The organism is Streptomyces sp. NPDC090442 (assembly GCF_044769405.1).
Taxonomy (GTDB): domain Bacteria; phylum Actinomycetota; class Actinomycetes; order Streptomycetales; family Streptomycetaceae; genus Streptomyces.
The window spans coordinates 82,020-100,861 of the sequence record NZ_JBIVXW010000008.1; the positions used below are offsets into that span (position 1 = coordinate 82,020).

An 18,842-nucleotide genomic window follows, 5' to 3' on the forward strand; every position below is an offset into this window, starting at 1 on the left:
CGTCAGTCGGCGTCCTCAGCGGCGGACGCCCGACGGCTTGGGCAGGGTGCAGCCCGCGCCGTTCAGATCCAACGTGTTGCCGGCGCCGAAGCACTTGGGGATGGTGTAGACCTCCTCGGCGTAACCGGTGCCCTGGTGGATCGTGACGTTGCCGTTCGCGTCCACCTCACACGGGTTGTTGAGGGTGCAGCGCTCGCCGCTCTCGTTGGTGGTGTTGTTGATGGCGGTGATCTTGCCGGTGCTGTTGTCGACCACCGGCGACCCGGAGGTGCCGCCGATCACCTTGCACTCCGCGGTGTAACGGACCGAGTCCTTCCAGGTCCAGTCACCCTCCTTGAGGGTGGGGACGAACCCGTCGATGCCGCAGGTGTACGTCTTCTTCCAGTAACCGGAGACGACGGTGATGCCGGCGCCCTTGGTGGGGTGGTCGGTGGAGATCTCCAGCGGCTTGATGCCGTACTTCTGCTCGATCTGCGCGTAGGTGGAGCTGGTTTGATACAGCGTCACGTCGGTGTCGGTCATCGTGGAGTAGACGACCTTGGTCGCCTGCAGCGAGCCGAGGTCACCCGCCGACTTGTCCAGCACGGTGAAGTCGCGGCTGGAGGGCTGGTCGACTATCACCTGGCCCGCGGACGGCATCCCGCTCTCCAGACAGTGACCGTTGGTCATCACCAACGCCGGGTCGTTCGGCTGCGAGCTGGGCATCTTGACGATCGAGCCGGAGCAGTCGTCCAGCGCCACGGTGCCGGCGAAGTCAACCGCCTTGGTGTGCGGGGGCTTCGGCTTGTGGGCGGCGGCGCCGACCGGGGCGGCGCCCGCCGGGGTTGCGGCGGTGACCAGGGCGGCAGCGCCCAACACGGTGGTGGCCAGGGCGCCGACGAGAGGTCGAGACATGTGGGGTCCTCTCAACTCTGGTCCGGAGTTCCACGGAGGCGGTCGCCTCCGCCACTCCGGTTTTGACATGCGCATTGTGTGCCGAAGCGTGCCCCACGGCAATGACCTTCGTGAATCGATGAGAAATCGATGCGGTTCGAGGAACGCCGATCCCACCGGGCTTCCCGCGTCAGGATCCCCATTCCCGCCCAGCCAACTACGCGCCCCGACGCCCTCGACACCGCCCCGTACGGGCCCGCGACCCCACGGGGCTCACCGAGAGGGGCCACCCGGCCCGCCTGCTTCAGCGCCTCCACCCCCACCGGGTCGCTCCGTTCGATGCGTCCGGAACTTTTCGGCGCGGCGGGGCATCTCCTCCAATACATGTTCCGACAGGAGGAGTTGTTGCACATGACCGGTCGCGTACGCGTGTCGCTACTGGCCGCCTTACTTCTGGTGACAGGCGCGGTGATGTCGTCCGCGCCGGCCTCCGCCGTCATCGGCGGGTCGAAGAGCACCTACGGGCCGTGGGCGGTGCGCATGCTCGTTGACGGCAAACCGGCGTGCACGGGGACGGCGGTCGCGCCCCAGTGGATCATCAGCGCCTCGCACTGCTTCTTCGAGCAGGCGCAGCCGGTCGCCGACAAGCGGATCTCGTTCCGGGTCGGCAACCTCGACATGCGCAAGGGCACCACGGTCCGCCCGGTTCCCGGCAAACGCGTGGGAAGCGCGCACGCCGACATGATGCTCATCAAGGTCCCCCCGATGAAGATCCGCACGGCGCCCCTGGCCACGTCCGGCGTCCATCCCGGCCAGGTCGTGCGCCAGTACGGGTGGGGCGCCACCTGCGCCGGCGACGAGAACTCCTGCCAGTCCCCCGTGCTCAAGCAGTCGGACCTGCGGGTCGTGCGGCAGGACGACCCGCGGTGCGCGGGTCACACCGCGCCGGGCGGCTCGGACTTCTGTATGGAAAAGGTGTCCGGTATTCCCGCCGGCGGCGACTCCGGGGGGCCGGTGATGAGCATCGCCCGCAACGGCGCCGAAACCCTGCTCGGCGTCTTCGACGGCTCCGACCGCGAGCAGATCGCCGAGGCCGGGGAGGTCTCCCAGCAGCTCGCCTGGATCCGCTCGGTCACTCGGCGGTAGCCCGGAGCGGGGCGGGGTGAGGCAGGGCGGGGCGGGCGCGACGCCGCCGACGCCCGGCACCGCGGTGCGCCTCCCGTGCGGAGGTGGACTCTACGACACGTCCGGCGGTTCAGCACCCGCCTGCGGACTGCCGATACAAGAGCCGGCACGGGAAAGGGAACAAGAGCGACAACGGACGAGGAGCGCGGACCATGGCCGTCATCGACGAATGGCTGCTGGTGGAGAACATCACTGCCGGGCTCGGCTTCGGCGCCGCGATCGGGCTGGAGCGGCAGTGGCGGGCCCGGATGGCGGGGCTGCGGACGAACGCGCTGGTGGCCGCCGGGTCCGCGCTCTTCGTCCTGTTGTCCAACTACGGCTTCGCGCAGGCCACCAGTGCTGTGGGGTACGACGGTTCGCGGGTCGCGGCCCAGATCGTCTCCGGCATCGGCTTCCTCGGCGCCGGTGTGATCATCCGGGACGGGCTGAGCGTGCGGGGGCTCAACACCGCGGCCACGTTGTGGTGTTCGGCCGCGGTGGGCGCCCTGGCCGGTTCGGGGCTGTATGTGGTGGCGGGGCTCGGCACGGCCGCGGTGGTGGGCGCCAACCTGCTGCTGCGGCCGCTGGGCCGGCACTTGGACCGTGAGCCGCGCGGCGGTGCCGAGGTCACCACCGACTACTACTTCGAGGCGGTGTGCGCCGAACCAGAGGAGGCGCACATCAGGGCCTTGCTCGTGCAGTCCGTTGCGCGGCCCGGCTTCCTGTTGCGTTCGGTGTTCAGCCGCGACGCGGAGGAGGGGAAGGTCACGGTCGCCGCGGAGCTCACCACCGAGCGGCGTGACGACTCCCTGCTCGAAGCGGCCCTCAGCCGGCTCTCGTTGGAGCCGGCGGTCTCCGCGGTGAGTTGGACGGTGGTGGGCCAGCCGGACGAGGACGACCGCTCCTACGGCTCGGACGACGCGTCCCGGCACCGCTTCCGGGTCTGGCTCACGCGGCGCGGGCGCGGGGAGACGGAACGGTAGCCGTCGAGCAGGGGCGTGCCTTTCAGGGCCGGGCCAGCACGGTGGTAGGGCGCTTGGCGAAGGAGCGGGCCGGGGCCCGCAGGATGGCGCCGGGGGGAGAGGGCTTCGTCGTCACGCCGTCTTGCTCGCGCCTCCCGCATTCCCTGGCCGGATCACCCCACCACGGACGCGTCAGCCCACCAGCAGCACCAGCTTCCCGCGCGCATGGCCGTCCTCACCGGCGCGATGTGCCTCCGCGATCTCGGCGAGCGGGAAGGTCTGTGCGGCCGGGAGCGAGAAGCGCCCGGCCTCGACCAACTCGCCGATCTCGGCGAGCACATGGACCGCGCGGCCGGCGTCCCCGCGGCTGAACGTCACCCCGTGCTCCCGCGCACCGGCGAAGTCGGCGATCGTCACGACCCGCTCCGGTCCGCCCGCGAGCTCGATGAGCTCGGGCAGCACACCGCTCCCGGCGACGTCGAGCGCCCTCGCAACGCCCTCGGGAGCGAGCGCGCGAACCCGCTGGACGAGGCCCTCCCCGTAGGCGACGGGGTCGGCCCCCAGAGAGCGGAGGTAGTCGTGGTTTGCCGGGCTGGCGGTGCCGATCACGCGGGCCCCGCGCACCACGGCGAGTTGCACCGCGGCGCTACCGACGCTTCCGGAGGCCCCGTTGACGAGCAGCGTGCCGCCGCTCGCGACGCCGAGTTGGTCAAGCGCGCGCGTGGCCGTCTCGATGGCGGCCGGCAGCGCGGCCGCATCGGCGAAGCCCAGCGACCGGGGGATCGGCGCATAGTGGGACAGCACAGCCAACTCGGCCTGGGCCGCCCCCTCGGCGGAGAAGCCGAATACCCGATCCCCGACGGCCACGTCCGCCACGCCCTCACCGAGTGCGTCGACGACGCCCGCCGCCTCGTGGCCCAGTGTCTGCGGGAGCCCCTCATCCATCAGGCCCCTGCGCTTCTTCCAGTCACTGGGGTTGACGCCGGCCGCACGCACCGCGATCCGGACCTGGCCGGGCCCCGGATGCGGATCGGGGAGCTCCACGATCTGCAGGACCTCCGGGCCCCCGAACCGGTGGAAACACGCTGCCTTCATCATCCGCTCCGATCTCGCCCCCGGGTGTCGCACGTGCCGCGCGCCCACGGCGAACGCTGCTCATTCCGCTACCAACACCGTACGTAACGGACGATCGTTTTTCGTAACCGTTTGCCGGGCGGGCTCGCGTACGCGTCAAGGGAGCCGGCTCGCCCGCCGCACAACTCCCCTACGAGGGACGTGCATGGGTCGATCGGGCGAGCCAGTCGCCGAGAGCCAGGCACACCCGCGACGGCGTTTCGACCGGGGCGAGGTGTCCCACCTCGTCCAGCGTGACCACGGGTGGGCTTCCGGGGAGCAGGTCCTGCAACCGGGTTGCCTGGTCGACGGGAATCCAGGGGTCCTGCTCGCCCCAGCCGATCGTCACCGCGCAGCGCACCTGCCGCAGGCGTTCCACGACCGGCCGGGTGTGGACAGGCCGGAGGGCAGCGATCTGGCGGTAGAAGGCCGGCTGGCCCGACGTTCCCCGCCACGGCTGGCTCAGTGCGTCCACCCGGGCAGGGGCCAACTGGTGGCGCGCCGCTCCGGCGATGTACTCCTTGACCAGGGCCGCATGGAGCGCGGCGGGGAGCTTCGTGAACACGTCTGCGTGGTCGGCGACCAGTCGGAAGAACGGCGACCCCCATGGGTCGAGTGTCACCACGTCCCAGAGGAACAGGCCGGCGTATTCGGCGTCGTGGAGCAGGTGCGCCCCGAGGGCCACGGCCCCTCCGATGTCGTGTGCGACGACGTGTGGCCGGTCCAAGCGCCAGTGCGCGAGCAGCCGGGCGAACCGCGACATCTGGGAGGCGAGGTCCACCGGCACCGACGGGTCCCTCGTCGACCGGCCGTAGCCAGGCATGTCCCACATGAACACCCGGTGGTCGCCGCTGAGGTGTCGTGCGGCCTCCGCCCATACCTCCGCCGACCACGGCGTGCCGTGGCACAACACCACGTCCCCGACGGGATCCCGGCCCTCGGGAGCCAGTACGTAGGTGGCGATGCTCGCCCCGTCGACGGTGACGTGGACGGGTTCCGGCAGCCGCGATTCCCACGTGCTCTTGCTCATCCCCATGCTCCTCCTCGTACTCATGCGAGGAAGCTAGAACCTCAGGTCGACCTGAGGTCAAGCAGGGAGGGAGCGATGATGGCCTCATGAAGATCGGAGAGGCCGCAAACCGTCTCGGAGTGGCGGTGCATGTGCTGCGGCACTGGGACGACATGGGTGTTGTGGTGCCCGACCGCACGCCGTCGGGCCAGCGCGAATACAGCGAGGAGCAGCTCCACCGCCTGCGGGTCCTGCGGGCGTGCCAGAGCGTCGGCATGAGCCTGCCGGAGATCCGACAGGTTCTGCATCGAGCCGAACCCGAGAGAGGGGACGCCATCGCGCGGCAACTCCACCGGATCCGGGCGCAACGCACGCGACTTGAGGATGCCGAGCGCTTCCTCGTACACGTGATCAACTGCGAGCACACGCTCCTCACCCGGTGCGATGCCTGCACGAGATACGCCGTGAGCGTCCCCCTGCGCGAGGGGAAGCACGTGACGCCGCGAGCAACTCCCCTGCCACCCGATGCCGGTGAGACGTTCGGGCCCTGAAATGCGTACGGCGCCCCGGGCTGTGGGGCGCCGACGCTATCGCCGCGCTCACCGGCGGCGGCGCGACCCCTCGCACCTCCGGAGGCCCCAGTCCACGGGCGCTCACTGCGCACTGCCACAGCCCTAACCGCCGTACTCCTATCAAAGTGTCGGAACATCACCTGACCGAGCGAAGTCTTCGTCAGTCCTTTCGCGGGACCGGACGGGCCGGTGGGTCGAACTGGGCGCGTGGTAGAGCGTGTTGGGTAGAGCTTGCCCGGATGTTGTCGGGCGCGGTATCGGCTCCGGACCCGGTTTGTCCAATCGGCCCCGCAGCGGTCATGCTGACCACCCTCCTGATGGCCAATCGGAGGGGGCGCGGCGGAGCCTGGGGTCCGCCGCGCCCGCCGCACCACGCCCGCGCCCGGTCCGCCGGCGGGTGGGGAAGGGTAGGCGGGCCGGGCACGGGCTGGTGAGCAGGAGCGTTGCGCGCGGATGTTACGCGGGAGTTGCTCCGCGACGGCGGCGGTGGAGGAGGTAGGCGCCACCGCCGAGGAGGAGGCCGCCGCCTGCCGCCGCGGCGGTCGCCGCGACGGCGGAGTCGGGCGCCGAGTTCGGCGCGGCGGCCGCGACGGACCCCGTGCGCGGGGAGAAACCGCCGAGCTTCCCGGAGCGTTGGTACTCCGAACCGGCCAACTTGTCCGCGTACCGGGTGTGGACGAGCTTCCGGTACGCCTGCGCCGTCACCCCATGGGTGCCGACCGACTGCCGGGCGCTGTCGTTGAGCGGCAGTACCCGGTTCCCCGACAGCTTGTACCAGGCGGCGATCTGCGGTTCGGTGAAGACCGCGGCGCCCCCGGCCCGGTGCGTGTACGTCAACTCGTCGGCGCCGGAGAGGATGTTGGCGACGACCCACTTGTGCGTGCGGGCGTCGCGCACGGTCCACACCGTCGCCTCCTGGCCGGTCGCCGAACGGGCCTCGGCGGCCAGGTAGGAGAAGCGGGCGACCGGCGCCGCTGCCTGGTCACCGCGGACGAAGCCGGGGTCCAAGGAGTAGACGGGCATCGCGGAGCCGACCAGTTCCGGTGCCTGTGCCGCGGCGTCCTGCGGCGTCACCTTCGCGTCGGCTATGGTGCCGCGCTTCGATGCCAGGTGCTCGCGCAGGTGGACGAAGAAGGAGGCCAGTCTGTCCGTGGTGGCTCGGCTGCCGAGCGTCCGATCGACCGCGGCACGGTCGGCCGCGCTCACTGAACCAGCCAGTGTGGAAGGCGAGTTGGAGTTGTCGGCGGCGAAGGCGGTGGTGGCGGGTAGCAGCGTGAGCGCGCAGAGACCGGCGGCGAGTGCCGCGCCGCCGATGCGGTGGGGGCGAGAGGGGGAGTTGTCGGTCATCGCACTCACTTCTCTCCGTACAGGGACTCGGCCCAGTTGAACTGGCCGTTGCTGACGTAGGTCGAGTAGTCCATCTCGCCGTAGCGGGGGTTGGAGGGCCAGGGGTCGGCGTACAGCATCGTGTTGCTGGCGGAGTCGTAGCCGTACAGGACGTTTGCGTGGCCACCGCCCGCGGTCCAGTAAATGCCCACCTCCACCGGGGAGTTGGCGTCGATGGACGAGGTGACCGTGGAGAAGGGGACGACGCCCGTGACGTTGCCGGGGCTCATGCCGAGGCCGGACCAGGCGTTCTGCACGTCGGTGAGCTCGCCGGGCTGGTTGGGGCAGGAAGAACCGCCGTCCTGTCCGTGCGCGAGGTTGCAGAACGTGTTCTGGTCGGTGTCCTTTCCATAGCCCAGGTGTTGGGCCACCGACAGGCCCGTCGCCACCCAGCACCACTCGTCCTGCTCCTGGGTCAGCTCGGTGAAGTCGAGCTTGGAGTCGTGGCTCCGTGCTTGTTCGGCGGGCGCGGCCGCGGCCGCGGCCGTCCCGGCCAGCGGCAGGGCCAGGCAGGCGGCGGCCGCGAGCCCGGCGAGCGCCTTGGGGCGACACCGCCGCGGCGTCGGGGGCGCTTGGGTGGCTCTCAGCGGTGTCCGGCGATTCCGCAGAATCATGGAGACTCCTTCTCGCCCGGCTGATGACGCCGGGGCCACGATGAGGGGAGGGGCCGTCGAGGTCGTGTCGTGGGGCCGCACCGCACCTCCGGTGTGGGCGGGAACTCGTCGGCCGACTGGAGACGAACGAGGCCACGGTGGGGTCGCCGGGACCCGGCCGGGAACCCCCTTGACCTCAGAGCAAGGGGATCTCCGGTATCCCCCTTATGGCGCCAGGAACAGCCAACTTGACTGATGGTTGGGGCTGTTGGGGAGCCGGAGTCCAGCGGGTGCTGTCGCCGGTTTCACCGCAGCGGGGCGTTCTCCGGTGCGTGTGCGGTGTGCCGGCACAGTCCGATCAGCTCGGCGCGCGAGCGGATGCCCAGCTTGCGGTAGACGCGGGTGAGCGTCGACTCGATCGTCTTGGCGGACAGGAACAGTTGAGCGGCGATCTCACGGTTGGTGGCACCGTCGCCGGCCATCTGCGCCACCCGCCGCTCGGCCGGTGTCAGCGCCCGCCACCACGGCGTCGGTGCCGCGCCACCGCCCGCCGCCTCCGCACTGCCCGTGATCCGGTGCAGCTCGGCACGGGCCCCGTCGAGCCAGGGGTGCGCCTCGGCCCGCTCGAACACGGCCGCCGCGTCCTGCCAGCAGGTCAGGGCCGCCGTGACATGCCGTCGACGCCGCTCCACGCTGCCCAACGCCAGCAGATCGCGGCCGTGTTCCAACGGCAGCCCCAGGCCCTGATGGCGTTCGGCCGCCTCCCGCAGGGCCGACACCGCCCCGGCCAGATCGCCGGAACCGGCGCGCACCAGCGCCTCGGCCCGCAGCAGTGACATGGCGGCGCCGGTCCGCCCCAGTCGGAGTGCGGTGTCGCGCACCTCGTCGACGACCGCGGCGGCCCGGTCGTGCTCGCCGGCCGCGATGAGCGCCTCGGCGAGGTCCGCCGTCCACGGCACCGGGACGGGATCGACGATGCCGCGGCGGCGGGCGATGGTCCGCGCCCGACCCAGGCAGTCCACGGCCGCCCAGGCGTCCCCCGCCCGCATCCGGACCTGCCCCAACAGGCAGAGGGCGAGCGGGAGATAGATCAGGTCCCGCTCGGCGTCCGCCACCCGGACGCTCTCCTGCGCCAACGCGGCGGCCCGGTTGAGGTCGCCGCCCGCGGCCTCGGCGACGGCCGCCGAATAGCATGCCTGCCCGAGGTGTGCGCCCAACTCGCGGGCCCGTCCGAGCGCTTCGCGCGCGACGGCCGTCGCCCGTCCGCAGTGACCGGCCCGCACCTCCACGTCGACGGCCGCGCACAGCAGGAAGATCCTCCCCTCGGCGTCGCTCGACGTCTTCGCGCGGAGCAGCAACGCGTCGAGTTCCGCGCCCGCTTCGGCGAGCCGGTCGGCGAAGAAGTCCAACCTGGCCTTGATCGCCCGGGGCCCGTTGTGGCTGCCGAACCAACTGATGTCCTGCGGCAGGGCCAGCGCGCGGGCCAGTGGTTCGGGGGCGTCGGTGCGGCCCAACAGTGTCCCGACGAACGCCTGGAGCCCCAGGGCCAACACCTCGGTCCAGCGGTCGCCGGCACGCCGCGCCCAGGACGCGGCCCGGTCGGCCTCCGCCCAGGTGACGCCGGCGTCCCCGTCGGCGATATGGGCCTTGCAGGCACGCAGGTAGTGCAGGCGGGCCCGGTCGCGGGGTGCACCGCCGGCGTGCGCGAAGGCTTCCGCGAAGACCTCGTCCAGGCCCGAAAGTGCCTGGTCGGCGGCGGTGATGAGGAGGATGCGGGCGCGTACGTGACGGCCCGGGGTGTCGGCGTCGGTCGCGGCACCCAGGGCCAGTTCCCGGCAGAGTTCGTGGTCCCCCGCCGCGTACGCGTGCGCTGCGCCGACCAGCAGGCGTTCGCAGCGGCGACCGGCGAACCGTGCCGGGGTACGCGCCGCCGCGAGGCGGGCCAGGGCGGCCGCCGCCTCGGGTGCGCCGTGCCTGGCGGCCTCTTCGGCGACGTCGGCCACGAACGCCGCCACCTCCTCGTCGGGTTCCGTACCGGCCAGCGCCAGGTGGCGGGCGCGCTCGGCACGGTCGGTGCTCACCACCCCCAACCTCGCGTGTGCGGCCCGCCGTTCGGCCACGGTGGCGCCGCCGTACACGGCGCAGGCGAACAGCGGGTGGGCGAACCGGAGACAGTCGCCGTCCTCGTCCGCGACGAGCACACCGGCGGCGAGGGCGTGCTCGACCGCGCGGGTCACCGGGTCACGGGCGGACCGCCCCGCGGGACGGCCGCCCGACGTGACAGCCGTGTCGTCGCCCCGCCCGCCGTCGAGCGCGGGCCGCGCGGTGCCTGCGGCGGCGGCGCAACGCAGCAGGCCGGCGCTGAACCGCGGGGTGCAGGCGGCCGTCAGCAACACCTCCCGGCCTTCCGGTCCGATGCCCGCCAGCCGCTTCGCGAGCTCGCGGCGGATGCGGGCCGGTACGGGCAACGGTCGTTCACGGGCGGGAAGTTGGGCTTGACCGTCCATCGCCCGGACGATCTCCAGGGCTTCGCCGGGGTTCCCCGAGCACGCCTCGTGCACCCGGCGGACCAGCCACCCGGGGAGCGCGGGGCCGTCCCGGTCGCCGAGCATCTCCCGCAGTTCCGACAGGCCCGCCGGCGGCACCTCGAACTCCCGCACGGGGTCGGGACAGAAGGCCGTACCCACCAGCGCCCCCTGCCCGCGAACGGAGGTCTCCGCCGTGAGCACCCGCACCCCGGACGCGCGCAGGCGGCGCGCGGTGTACCAGAGGACTTCGGCGCTCGGGCGGTCCACCCAGTGCGCACCGTCGACGGCGAGGAGCACCGGGCCGCCGCGGGCCAGTCCGCGGAGCAGCGCGAGCGCGCCCAGCCGCAGGGCGAGCGGGTCCGGCGCATCCGCCACCGGGGGCTCGCGGCGCAGCACGACGCGCAGCGCGGACCGTTGCGGCGCGGACAGCCGCGCCAACTCCTCGTCGGCCAGCGGGTCGAGCAGATCGGCGAGCGTCGCGTATGGCAACCCACCTTCGGGCGCGGCGGGTTGGGCGTACAGCACGGTCTCGGCGCGGGCGCGGGCGGCGTCGACGAGGCCGCCCAGGATATGTGAGGTACCGATGCCGGTGGGGCCGTGCAGAACGGCGCTGCCACCGTCCGCGAGGTGCAGACGGGCGGCGCGCTCCATGTCCTGCCGCGCCCCGGGATCGCCCGGATCCCCGGGATCATTTCCCACCACAGGCGATCCTCACAGGGTTCCGAGAGCCCGGGAAGCAGCGCCCCTCGCACCCTCTGCCGGAAACCGACCCGTCGATCCACCGACCCAACAGCTCCATCATGTTCATGCCATGTTGTTCAGAAGTCAACATTCACGGGACGACACCCGCCCCGGCCGCCCCGCCCCACTCCCCCGCCACCGGGGAAGCACCGCGGGCGGCGCGATCAACGGCTCAAGGGGATCCGGCAATCGGCCCAGGCACACGGTTTTCGGCGCCAGCGGGCTCCGGCGCGCGGCAGCACCCTTCTCACCTGGGTTTTGTCACGGTAGGTAACGATGCGCGTCACCCGATCGCCGCATCGCGATAGCCCGGGGTGCCACTCGTTGGTGTGATGCCTTGGGGAGCTCTCCGGCCCGAGTGTGGAGGTCCGCATGATCCCTTTCTCGATGCGCGCCGTGTCCATGCGTGCGATGTCGACGGGCGCCCTGGCGGTGGCGGTCAGCGTGCCCGCGGGCGCCGCCGCGCTGTTGACCCCTGAGCTGGCTCCCGGGCTGCACGCGCAGTCCCGTGCCGACCTCGATGCGTCGATGCAGGGCGAGGCGTACGCCTACGCCACCTACTCCCTCTTCGCCGACCAGGCACGCGCCCAAGGGCTGCCCTCGGTACAGCAACTGTTCCAGCGCACTGCGGCGGCGGCACTGTGGGAGCACTTCGCGAAGGAGGCCGAGCTCCGCGAGGTGATCGGCGGCAACACGGCCAACCTGCGATCCGCGATGAAGGACGAGGAGTCCGCATCGCATACGATGTACCCCGGTTTCGCCCGTCAGGCCCGGCAGGACGGTGACCTCATCGCCGCCCGGCTCTTCGAGGAGATCGCCCGGGACCAGAGCGCCCAACAGGCCGCGTCCGCCCGGGCGTTGGAGGTCATCCGTACCGGCAGGGGCACCATCCCGGCGCCCCCCAGCGTCAGGCCCGTGACCGTCCGGGCGGGAGCGCCCAAGGTCCGCGCGGCCCGAACCAGGCAGAGCCTCAGCACCGCACAGCACAGCGAGGCCATGGCGTCGGCCAGGTACGCACAGTTCGCCAAGGCGGCGACCGCACACGGCAACCCGGCGCTGGCCCGCCTGTTCAGTGTCACGGCCGACACCGCACTGCGCGAGCACTTCGCCGGCGAGGCGCAACTGGCCGGCGCCGTCGGCTCCGCCCGCGAGAACCTCGGCACCGCACTCAACATCGAACAGTACGAGTCCCGCATCATGTACCCCGCCTATGCCCGCCAGGCCAGGGCAGCGGGCGACGCCAAGGCAGCGGAGCTGTTCACCCACAACGCCAAGACGGAGGCCGACCACGCCCGCGCCTTCGAAACCGCCCGCACCCAACTCCCCTGACATTCCTACGACTTGACGTCCACGGCACGCACGGCGGCTCACCTCCGCGGCACGACGGCGACCGGGCAGCAGGAGTGGTGGAGCAGGGCCAGCACGGCCGGGCCGAGAGGCATGGGCGAACGGTGTGGTTGACGGCCGACGACCAGCAGGCCGGCCCGCGAACAAGCCCTCAACAGGACGGGGGCGGTCCGCCCTTCGACTGCCCGCTCGGCCACGTGGACCTCGGGGAACTTCTCCCGCCACGGGACCAGTTCGGCCCGGAGCAGTTCGCGCTCGTCCGCGGCACGCACGACGTCCTCCCGGTGGTCGGCGGGGGGAGCGACCAGTCCGCCGAGAGCGGTGCCGGGCGTCCAGGCATGGACGGCGCAGAGGCCCACGCGATGGGCCTCGGCCGCGGTGAACGCGTAGTCCAGCACGGCTTCGTCGGTGCCTGGTTCCTGCACGCCGACGACGATCTCCCGGGCGGGAACCGGGGACCGCTCGTCCTCACGGACGGTGACCACCGGGCACTCCGCTCGTCCGAGGACCCGCAGGCTGACCGAGCCCAACAGGAAGCCCGCTATCGCGTCGTGTCTGCGGGAGCCGAGCACCAAGAGGGAGGCCGTACCGCTGCGTTCGGCCAGCGCGTCGGGCGCCTCCTCGCCGACCAGTTCGGGCACGACGTGCATTCCCGGGTGCAGCTCCTCCACCACCGCTTCGGCCCGCACCAGTACCTCGGTGCCGTGCCGGCGCAGATCGGTCTCCTCCCGTGCGAGCGCGGCCGGCCAGTGTGCGGCGGACCAGGAATGCAGGAGGTGCAGGGGCAGCTTCCGGGCGGTTGCCTCCGCAACGCCCCAGCGCACGGCCGGCGCGCTGTTGCCGGTACCGTCCAACCCGACCACGACCGGGCCGTCCATGTCGCACCTCCAAGGAGTCGTTCGTCGGGCGGGCCCGGGCCGCGGTGGCCCGGTCCGTCGGCGCCGGCGGGGTGCCCGGGGCGAACGCCGGCAGAGGGGCGGTGGCGTGTCCGGGCTCGCCCTCGACGCGTCGGCCCCGCCGCGTCAGGAGACATCGGCCAACCACGCCGCGCCCCGCCCCTCACCGCCTCGCGGATGTCCTTCCAGAAGGCGACCGGTCACCAGCTCCGGGGGAATCCGGATGAAGGTGTCCTGCGCCACCGCCAGCCACGAGCGGAGCCCGACCGCACGCAGCCGTTCCTGCTCCTTCGGATCGGTCACCACCGCGGCCCGTCCGATCACGCTCACGCTCCACCCCGACCGCGCCGCCTCGTCGAACCAGTCCGCCTCGAACGCCACGACGGCCCCGTCGACGGCGTGCGCCAGGCGCGACACGGCGGACGTCCGCAGGACCACGGCGTGCTCCTGGTCCAGGGAGAAGTTGACCGGCAGGACCGCGGGCAACGCCTCGTGCGTGTAGACCAGGCGTCCGATGGGCACCAGCGTCAGACGCCGCAGACACTCCTGGCGATCCAGCATTCGCAAGCCGTTCTCCCGCTCCATGCCCGCATCGTCCGCGGAGCGCGTCGGCGCGGCATAGGGCCGGTGGACCTCGGCCGTTGGGCAGATCGGGCCCGCCTGGTGGGGCCTCTCGCCGCCCGCCGGGACGTCGCCGCCCCGGCCCGAGCCGGTGGTGGAGGGCCGCCCTTCCGGCCAGCCCCTTCCCTGCGGATGCCCGGTGGGACCTCGTCGCACTACCGTGAGTGGTGTGGCCGGGTCAGCCGGATCCGGCACAGCGGAGCATTGTCGTGGGAGAGCGATCCGGCCGGACGAACGGGTTGCGTGCGCTGGGGCACACGCTGCCGCAGGACCTGCTGGAACGCCTGCACACCGTGCAGGCGACGGCCGGTGGGCCCCACCACCTCCTGCTCGAAGCCATTCTGTCGGTGGGCACGGGGTTGGACGTGCAGCAGGTCCTGCGCCAGATCGTCGAGGCCGCCGCCGTCGTCACCGACGCACGCTATGGCGCGCTGGGGGTGATCGGTGCGGACGGCAGGCTCGGTCAGTTCCTGCCGGTCGGTCTCACCGACGAGCAGTTCGCGGCGATCGGCGCCCTGCCGGCGGGACACGGAATCCTCGGCGAGCTGATCCGCCGTCCCGTTCCGCTACGACTGGCAGAACTGGGCAAGCATCCCGCGTCCTACGGCTTCCCACCGAACCACCCGGCGATGCACACGTTCCTGGGAGTGCCCATACGGATCCGGGACGAGGTCTTCGGCAACCTGTACCTCACCGAGAAGCGCGGCGGCGGACCCTTCACCGACGAGGACGAGACGGTGCTGGCAACGCTGGCGGTGGCCGCCGGAGTTGCCGTCGAACACGCCCGGCTCTACGAGGAAGCCCACCACCGCCAGGAGTGGTTGGAGGCCAACGGCGACATCGTGTCCCAACTGCTCCCAGGCGCCCGGAAGAAGGACGTGCTCTCGACGATCGTCGACCACGCCGCCCGCATCCTCTCCGCAGACCTGGCGGTCCTGGCCCTCCCGGTAGGGAACGACCGCCTGCGCATGGAGGTGGCGTCCGGGGTGGACGCCGACGCCCACCGCGGTCTGGTCCTCCCCCGCCACGGCTCGTTCTCGGGCGCCGCGCTGGACGCCGAACGCCCTTTGATCAGCACCGACATCGAGCACGACCCGCGGGTCACGACCGGCCCGCCCCGCTGGCAGGGACTGGGACCCGCGGTCGCCGTCCCCATGACCAGTCGCGCCCGGCTCCGCGGCGTCCTCCTCCTGGCCCGGCTGCGCGGACGCGCGCCGTTCACCGCCCCGGAGACCACACCGCTGCTCACGTTCGCCGGCCAGGCCGCCCTCGCCCTGGAACTCGACGAGCAACGCAGCGCCGCGGAGCAGGTGACCCTGCTCAGGGACCACGACCGGATCGCCCGCGACCTGCACGACCTGGCGATCCAACGGCTCTTCGCCATCGGGATGACCCTCCAGAGCGCCGTCCGCTTCGTCGATCACCCCGAGGCGAGCGAGCGCCTGCTGCGCGCGGTCGACGACCTCGACGAGACCATCAAGATCATCCGCTCCACCATCTTCGGACTCCGCCCCCGCGACCCGACACCCGGCAGGCAGGGACTACGCGCACGCACCGTCACGGCAGTGGAAGAAGCCTCCCGCACCCTCGACTTCACCCCCTCCCTCCACATGACGGGGCTGCTGGACACCGACGTACCGGACGCGCTCGCCGAGCAGGTCCTGGCCGCGCTCGGCGAAGCGCTCAGCAACGTCGCCCGGCACGCCCGCGCCAGCGCGGCGGACGTGTCCCTGGTCCTCCGCAACCGACGGCTGACCCTCACCGTCGCGGACAACGGGGTGGGCATCCCCGAGCACACCAGTCGACACAGTGGTCTGCGCAACCTCGCCGAACGGGCCGAGGAGGTCGGCGGCGCCATGGCCGTCGACGCACGGGACGACGGCGGCACCCGCCTCGTCTGGTCGGCGCCCGTCCCCGACTAGGGCGCTTCTGACGGATCTCCGTGGAGGAAGGAGCGGCGTCTGGTGCGTGCGATCGCAAGGCGCCGGGATGTCTTCATAGCGGAGCTATGGGGACATTTCGGCAACGCAGCGAGCGTGCGTGCCAGACGCCGCGACGCCGCGGAGATCCGTCAGAAGCGCCCTAGCCACGGCCCCGGCCCCCACGACGACGCGCCCCGTCTCACGGCCGCACAACTCGCCCTCACCGACGAGCCGGACGCCCCGCCGATGGAACAACTCGGCCAAATGCAGCCGCCGTTGTACGGCCCGCACGCCGTGCTGGGGCTCCGCTTCCGTCAGGAGGAGCGCGGCTGGGCCGAACTGCTCGGCGCCCCGGGGCTCATGGCGTGATCGTCAGGACCTCGTCCACCGGTCGGCGCGGTGTGCTCGGGCCGTCGGGTCCGTAGCCAAGGCGCAGGATCATCTGGACGTGGCCGGCGCCGGAGCGTGGGTCGCGCAGCAGCCAGCGCAGGTCGGACCATTCCAGGGGCTGGGTGGCGAAGGAGCTGGCGAGCCCTTGACGGGTGGCGAGGAGCAGGACGCGTTGGAGTGCCTGGCCCGCGCGCAGCCAGTCGGCCGGGGTGTCGTGGGTGGTGCTGAGCAAGGCCAGTTGCGGGCTCTTCTCGAAGTCGGCGTAGGGGCGTTCGGGGATCGGGCGGCGGCCGGCGAAGTCCCGCATCGGGGCCGCGCCGCCACGTTTGGCGGGACCGAAGGCGTACTTTGGGATCCCGTCCGCCGACGTTGCGGCGGAGGCGTCGCGGGTCCAACTGCGTTGTTCGACCTCGCGACCGTCGTCCATGCGGTCGTAACCCTCCGCGTGCAGGATGAGGTCGAGCACCGCCTCACGGTGCGGGGCGGTCGGGAACGTGAGCGCCGCGCCTTCCCCGGCCGCCGCGTCGACCAGGGCGGCGCGGAGGCCGGCCGGGATGCGTCGCTCGGTGAAGGGCAGGCGGCTGGTGTGCCGGACGCGGATCGCGTCGTGGAGGCCGGCCAGGCCCACCTCCAGGGGGCCGTGCGGCACGTCGAACCGCACGGAGGCCAGGAGTGTGGGGGTGTGCGGGGCCGGCAGCAGCGTGGTGACGGTGCGGTGGCCGGCGTGCGCCGCGGCGGCGCGGAGGTTCAACAGGGCGGCGCCGCAACCGAGATGGAGCGCGCGGGTGGTGGGATCGGCCAGCGGCATCGCCCGGTCCAGGTCGGCCAGGAGCACCATGGTGCGCGACGCCCGCGCGTACTCGAAGAGCCACGGCTGGGCGTTGTGCATCGAGGGCGCCGTGACCGCGTCGGCCACCAGCGACCTGACTGCCGTGTCGTCGAGGGTGGAGTGAGTGAGCACCGGGAACCTCCCGGGCGGGGAGATCGGCAGGGTCCTCTCCAGCGTCGCGGAGCGCCCTCGTCGGGGTCAGGGGCCATAGGGCCCTGACCGGGTGCCGGTCGGCCCGCGGGGGACGGCCGGCCGGTCGATGGGGCCGAGTGGCTCATGCCGGACCGCGCACCGTACCGGCCACGCTGGAGATACGGCCGCACCGCCGGTCACCGCGTGGAAGGAGCCGGAGATGGAGCACCGCACGATAGGTGAGCTGATGACCAGGAAGGTCGCGAGCGTGCGGATCGACACTCCCTTCAAGGAGATCGTGCAGACGCTCGCGGACAACGCGGTGAGCGCCGTGCCGGTGCTCGACGGGCTGGGCAGGCCGGCCGGCGTCGTCTCGGAGGCCGATCTGCTGCGGAAGGCGGCGGACCGGCCCGATCTGTCCGGACTGACGGCGCTGCCTCATCTGGAGGCGTGGGAACGGGCCCGGGCGGAGGGGCGCACCGCCGGAGAGCTGATGTCCGCTCCGGCGGTGTGCGCCCGTCCGGAATGGACCGTGGTGGAGGCGGCGCGCCTGATGGAGGTGCAGCACGTCAAGCGGCTCCCCGTGGTCGACGAGACGGACGCCCTGCTGGGCATCGTCAGCCGCGCCGACCTGCTGCGGGTGTTCCTGCGCAAGGACGGGGCGATCCGGGAGGAGATCCGGCGGGAGGTCATCGGGCGCACGGCACGCCTGGGTGCGTCGGGCGTGACCGTCGACGTGCAGCGGGGGCAGGTGGCCCTGCACGGCAGTGTGGCGGACCCGCTGCTGGTTCCCGTGCTGGTGCGGATGTGCGAGAGCGTCGACGGGGTGGTGTCGGTGGCCGAAGACCTGAAGCCGGCCCCGTCCGAGGAAGACGGGTCCCCGGGATGAAGAACGTCGTCACCGTCGGCGTGGACGGCACGCCGCACGCCCTGGCCGCGGCGCAGTGGGCGGCGCACGAGGCGCGGCTGAGGCAGTCCCGGCTGCGGCTCCTGGCCGCCTGGCAACCGCTGCCGGCGCGACCGCGCGGTGCCGCCCCGTGGGCGCGGGAGATGCCGCACTGGCCCGACCGCATCATCGAGGAGGCCAGGTCCGCGGTCGAGGTGGTGGAGCCGGGGCTACCGGTCGAGGAGGTTCTGGTGCGCGAGCTGCCGCTGGACGCCCTGGCCGAGGCCGCCGGGCGGGCGGACCTGCTGGCCTTGGGGTCCCGCGGGCTCGGCCCGGTGGCGCGGTTCGCTCTGGGTGAAACCGGTCTGGACCTGGTGCCGCGGGTCGCGGTCCCGATCGTCCTGGTGAGGGCCCAACAGGACAGTGCGGCAGCCGAGGAGGCGGGCAGCATCGGCGTCGGCGTCAGCCTGCACGACGCCGGCGGGGGGCTGCTGGCCTTCGCCTTCGAGACCGCCGCCCGGCGGGCCGTCCCGCTCCGTGCCGTGCATGGTCGGAGCCTTTCCCCGTTCGGCCACGACCGGGACGGCGCCGCGGAGCGGGCCGGCGCCGAGGAGACGGCTCGATGTGCGCGGGAGGAGCTGTCCGAGGCGCTGCGCCCGTGGCGGGAGAAGTTCCGGGACGTGCGGGTGGAGGAGCAGGTGGTGCTGGAGAGCCCCGCGCCGGCCCTGTTGCACGGTGCGGCGGGATGCCAGTTGCTGATCGTCGGCCGCCCGCACCTCGGCCGCCCGGCCCCGCGCATCGGCCATGTCGTCCATGCGGCCGTCCACCACGCGCCGTGCCCCGTGGCGATCGTGCCGCACGAATGAGCCCACGGCGAA

The 18,842-nt window shown here is 72.4% G+C and carries 17 protein-coding genes; 8 read left to right on the plus strand and 9 right to left on the minus strand.

Annotated elements, in window-relative coordinates; all coding sequences use genetic code 11:
* Positions 1 to 15: 15 nt before the first annotated feature.
* The gene (locus ACIQU6_RS08510) at positions 16 to 894 is read right to left on the minus strand and encodes a serine protease (protein WP_403480874.1); all 879 of its coding nucleotides are present in this window, start codon (positions 892 to 894) and stop codon (positions 16 to 18) included.
* Between the two features lie 390 nt (positions 895 to 1,284).
* Between ACIQU6_RS08510 and ACIQU6_RS08515 the strand changes: the two genes are divergently transcribed.
* Together ACIQU6_RS08515 and ACIQU6_RS08520 are read left to right on the plus strand one after the other, a co-directional pair.
* Complete coding sequence (locus ACIQU6_RS08515) at positions 1,285 to 2,019, plus strand: S1 family peptidase (RefSeq protein ID WP_403480950.1); 735 nt, start codon at positions 1,285 to 1,287, stop codon at positions 2,017 to 2,019.
* 191 nt (positions 2,020 to 2,210) lie between these two features.
* A complete protein-coding gene (locus ACIQU6_RS08520) occupies positions 2,211 to 3,020 on the plus strand; it encodes an MgtC/SapB family protein (protein ID WP_403480875.1) in 810 nt (269 codons plus the stop codon).
* A gap of 171 nt (positions 3,021 to 3,191) precedes the next feature.
* Here the strand turns inward: ACIQU6_RS08520 and ACIQU6_RS08525 are convergent, their stop codons facing one another.
* Entirely contained in the window at positions 3,192 to 4,094 is a 903-nt protein-coding gene (locus ACIQU6_RS08525) for an NADP-dependent oxidoreductase (RefSeq protein WP_403480951.1), read from the minus strand.
* A 169-nt stretch (positions 4,095 to 4,263) separates the two neighbouring features.
* Positions 4,264 to 5,142, minus strand: a complete 879-nt coding sequence (locus tag ACIQU6_RS08530; protein WP_403480876.1) for an alpha/beta fold hydrolase — start codon at positions 5,140 to 5,142, stop codon at positions 4,264 to 4,266.
* An 86-nt stretch (positions 5,143 to 5,228) separates the two neighbouring features.
* Between ACIQU6_RS08530 and ACIQU6_RS08535 the strand changes: the two genes are divergently transcribed.
* A complete protein-coding gene (locus ACIQU6_RS08535; protein ID WP_403480877.1) occupies positions 5,229 to 5,672 on the plus strand; it encodes a MerR family transcriptional regulator in 444 nt (147 codons plus the stop codon).
* A 477-nt stretch (positions 5,673 to 6,149) separates the two neighbouring features.
* Here ACIQU6_RS08535 and ACIQU6_RS08540 read toward each other — a convergent pair whose 3' ends face one another.
* The 3 genes from ACIQU6_RS08540 to ACIQU6_RS08550 all read right to left on the minus strand — a co-directional run bounded on the left by ACIQU6_RS08540 (position 6,150) and on the right by ACIQU6_RS08550 (position 10,899).
* Entirely contained in the window at positions 6,150 to 7,040 is an 891-nt protein-coding gene (locus ACIQU6_RS08540; RefSeq protein ID WP_403480878.1) for a hypothetical protein, read from the minus strand.
* 5 nt (positions 7,041 to 7,045) lie between these two features.
* A complete protein-coding gene (locus ACIQU6_RS08545) occupies positions 7,046 to 7,693 on the minus strand; it encodes a papain-like cysteine protease family protein (RefSeq protein ID WP_403480879.1) in 648 nt (215 codons plus the stop codon).
* Between the two features lie 284 nt (positions 7,694 to 7,977).
* On the minus strand, positions 7,978 to 10,899 hold the full coding sequence (locus ACIQU6_RS08550) for a LuxR C-terminal-related transcriptional regulator (RefSeq protein WP_403480880.1): 2,922 nt from the start codon (positions 10,897 to 10,899) through the stop codon (positions 7,978 to 7,980).
* Between the two features lie 414 nt (positions 10,900 to 11,313).
* On the opposite strand from ACIQU6_RS08550, the gene ACIQU6_RS08555 reads away from it, so the two are divergent.
* Positions 11,314 to 12,270 (plus strand): ferritin family protein, encoded by a 957-nt coding sequence (locus tag ACIQU6_RS08555; protein WP_403480881.1) that lies wholly within the window; start codon positions 11,314 to 11,316, stop codon positions 12,268 to 12,270.
* Positions 12,271 to 12,308: 38 nt separating this feature from the next.
* Here ACIQU6_RS08555 and ACIQU6_RS08560 read toward each other — a convergent pair whose 3' ends face one another.
* Both ACIQU6_RS08560 and ACIQU6_RS08565 read right to left on the minus strand, forming a co-directional pair.
* Positions 12,309 to 13,166, minus strand: a complete 858-nt coding sequence (locus ACIQU6_RS08560) for a universal stress protein (RefSeq protein WP_403480882.1) — start codon at positions 13,164 to 13,166, stop codon at positions 12,309 to 12,311.
* 144 nt (positions 13,167 to 13,310) lie between these two features.
* Positions 13,311 to 13,769, minus strand: a complete 459-nt coding sequence (locus ACIQU6_RS08565; RefSeq protein ID WP_403480883.1) for a pyridoxamine 5'-phosphate oxidase family protein — start codon at positions 13,767 to 13,769, stop codon at positions 13,311 to 13,313.
* A gap of 245 nt (positions 13,770 to 14,014) precedes the next feature.
* Between ACIQU6_RS08565 and ACIQU6_RS08570 the strand changes: the two genes are divergently transcribed.
* Positions 14,015 to 15,727 (plus strand): GAF domain-containing protein, encoded by a 1,713-nt coding sequence (locus tag ACIQU6_RS08570; protein WP_403480884.1) that lies wholly within the window; start codon positions 14,015 to 14,017, stop codon positions 15,725 to 15,727.
* Positions 15,728 to 15,841: 114 nt separating this feature from the next.
* Positions 15,842 to 16,096, plus strand: a complete 255-nt coding sequence (locus ACIQU6_RS08575) for a hypothetical protein (RefSeq protein WP_403480885.1) — start codon at positions 15,842 to 15,844, stop codon at positions 16,094 to 16,096.
* On the opposite strand, the gene ACIQU6_RS08580 is transcribed toward ACIQU6_RS08575, so the two are convergent.
* Positions 16,086 to 17,078 carry an Acg family FMN-binding oxidoreductase gene (locus ACIQU6_RS08580; RefSeq protein ID WP_403480886.1) on the minus strand — a complete coding sequence of 331 codons (993 nt, stop codon included), beginning with the start codon at positions 17,076 to 17,078 and terminating at the stop codon, positions 16,086 to 16,088. The genes ACIQU6_RS08575 and ACIQU6_RS08580 overlap by 11 nt on opposite strands.
* Positions 17,079 to 17,298: 220 nt before the next feature.
* On the opposite strand from ACIQU6_RS08580, the gene ACIQU6_RS08585 reads away from it, so the two are divergent.
* Together ACIQU6_RS08585 and ACIQU6_RS08590 are read left to right on the plus strand one after the other, a co-directional pair.
* Entirely contained in the window at positions 17,299 to 17,967 is a 669-nt protein-coding gene (locus ACIQU6_RS08585) for a CBS domain-containing protein (protein ID WP_403480887.1), read from the plus strand.
* On the plus strand, positions 17,964 to 18,830 hold the full coding sequence (locus tag ACIQU6_RS08590; RefSeq protein WP_403480888.1) for a universal stress protein: 867 nt from the start codon (positions 17,964 to 17,966) through the stop codon (positions 18,828 to 18,830). The genes ACIQU6_RS08585 and ACIQU6_RS08590 overlap by 4 nt, the downstream gene beginning before the upstream one ends.
* Positions 18,831 to 18,842: the final 12 nt, after the last annotated feature.